The 2,660-nt window shown below is 71.3% G+C and carries 1 protein-coding gene; it reads right to left on the reverse strand.

The genetic code is table 11. The features are described from left to right. Positions 1–2,660 (reverse strand): condensation domain-containing protein (locus Mam01_RS35830; RefSeq protein WP_204289660.1); only part of this gene is annotated, 2,660 nt, incomplete at both ends.

Genomic DNA, 2,660 nt, shown 5'->3' on the forward strand with positions numbered 1-2,660 from the left:
GTCGGGTGCCCGCTCGGCCTGCTCGCGGAACCGGTCCAGCACGGTTCCGGCCGCCAACGACACCGCCGTGTCGTTCCAGCCCGTCACCGTCAGAGAACGCTCCTCCGGCGTCAGGACCTCGATGTCCCTCAGCCGTACGGCGGGATCGGCGGCCACCTGCTCCAGCACCCGCACCAACCGCTGGGCGAGCGCCTGAATCGTCGCCTCGTCGAACAGGTCGACGGCGTACAACATGCCGCCGATCAGGCCGGCCGGGGCCCCGGTCTCGTCCCGGTGCTCCACCAGCGTCACCGACAGGTCGAACTTCGCCGCCGTGTCGATCGCCCCGTCCGGCATCGGGGTCACGTGCAGGCCCGGCAGGTCCCACTGGCCCTGCGCCTCCGGCAGGTTCTGCAGGACCAGCATCACCTGGAAGAGCGGGTTGCGGGACAGCGAGCGGGTGGGGTTCAGCTCGTCCACGAGGCGTTCGAAGGGGACGTCCTGGTGGGCGTAGGCGGCCAGGTCGGTCTCCCGCACCCGCGCCAGCACGTCCTCGAACGACGGGTCACCGCTCAGGTCCGTACGCAGGACGAGCGTATTGACGAAGAAGCCGGCCAGGTTCTCCAGCGCGGCATCCCCGCGACCGGCGATCGCCGTACCGATCGGGATGTCGGTCCCCGCGCCGACCTTCGCCAGCAGCACCGCCAGCGCCGCGTGGGCCACCATGAACATCGTGGCCCCGCTGCGCTGCGCGGCCTCCGCCAGCCGCGCATGGGTCCGCGCGTCCACCTCCAGATGCGCGGTTCCGCCCCGGAACGACGACGTCGCCGGGCGTGGCCGATCGGCCGGAAGCGACAACTCCTCCGGCGCGCCCTCCAGGGCTTGGCGCCAGTAGCCAAGCTGGCCGCTGATCAGGCTGCCCGGATCGTCCAGATCGCCGAGGACCTCCCGCTGCCACAGCGCGTAGTCCGCGTACTGCACGGGCAAGGGCTGCCAGTCCGGCGCGCGGCCCTCGCGACGGGCTGCGTACGCCGTGCTCAGGTCCTCGCCGATAACGCCCATCGACCAGCCGTCGGACGCGATGTGATGGGTCACGACCAGCAGCACATGCTCCAAGGGCGACACCGACACCACGCAGACCCGCCACGGCAGATCGACGCGCACATCGAACCTGCGCCCGGTGTACGCCGCCACCAGGTCGGCCACGTCACGGCCACCGCCCTGGATCACCTCCAGCATCGGACGACCGGCGAACCCCTCCAGGATCTGCTGGCGAGGCACGCCGCCGGTCTCCGGGAAGATCGCGCGAAGGCTCTCGTGGCGCTCGGCGACATCCCCGATCGCCGCCTCCAGCGCCGTCGCGTCCAGCTCGCCGAACAGGCGCAGCGCGAACGGCAGGTTGTAGCCCGCGCCCTCGCCTGCGTCTTCCAGCCGGTTGAGAAACCACATCCGCTGCTGGGCGTACGACAGCGGCAGCACCTCTGGCCGCGGCAGCGGCGAGAGTGCCTGACGCGTCTCGTCCGAACCGCTCACGAGCCTGGCCAGCCCGGCGACCGTCGGCTCGGCGAACAGTCCCCGAATGCTGATCTCGGCGTCCAGCACCGACCTGATGCGGGCGATCAACCGCATCGCCAGCAGTGAATCGCCGCCCAGGTCGAAGAACGACGCCTCGGTCCCGACCCGTTCCAGACCCAGGACCTCGGCGAACAGCCCGCACAGGATCTCTTCCACCGGGGTCTGCGCCGCCCGCCCCGCACCGGGCAGATCGGGCGCGGGCAGCGCAGCCCGGTCCAGCTTGCCGTTGACCGTCAGCGGAATCGCCTCGATCGGCACCACCAGCGGAACCATGTAGTCCGGCAAGCGCGAGACCGCGTACTCCCGCAACCCCGCCACATCGACCCCTGCGGCGCGGACATCACCCGAACCCCCACCGGCGGGGACGGTGACACCCGTGCCCTTCCCGCTCAGGGCACCCTCGCCGGAACTGGCGTCGGTGGTGGGGACGACGTAGGCGACCAGGCGTTTGTCTCCGGGGCGGTCCTCGCGGACGATGACGGCGACCTGCGCCACCGACTCGTGGCTCGCGAGGACGGCTTCGACCTCGCCCGGTTCGATGCGGAACCCGCGGATCTTCACCTGCTCATCCGCGCGGCCGACGAAAGCCAACTGCCCGTCACCACACCAGCGGGCCAGGTCGCCGCTGCGGTACATCCGCTCCCCGTCCGCGAAGGGGGCGGCGACGAACCGCTCGGCAGTCATCCCCGGACGGCCGATGTAGCCGCGGGCCAGGCCCGCGCCGGCGATGTACACCTCCCCGGTGACGCCGGGCGGGACCGGCTGGAGGAAGTCGTCCAGCACGAACACCGCAGTGTTGGCGAGCGGCGCCCCAATCGCCGGATCCTGCTCCACCGGAGTCGCTATCGGGCTGGCGGTGGTGATCACACTGGCCTCGGTCGGGCCGTAGGTGTTCCATACCTCCGCCTGATCCACCCACCTCGCGGCCAACCGGGCGCTCAACCGCTCCGCACCCAGAACCCACCGCCGCACCCCCGGCACACTCTCCGGGTCCAGCACACTCAGCAAAGACGGCACCACACTCGCCACCTCGACGCCCGCAGCGGCGATCATCTCTGCCAGGGCGCCGGGTTCGGCCCGCTCGGCCTCCGTCGCGATCGCCAGGG

The sequence above is a fragment of the Microbispora amethystogenes genome, from assembly GCF_016863015.1.
Taxonomy (GTDB): Bacteria; Actinomycetota; Actinomycetes; order Streptosporangiales; family Streptosporangiaceae; genus Microbispora; species Microbispora amethystogenes.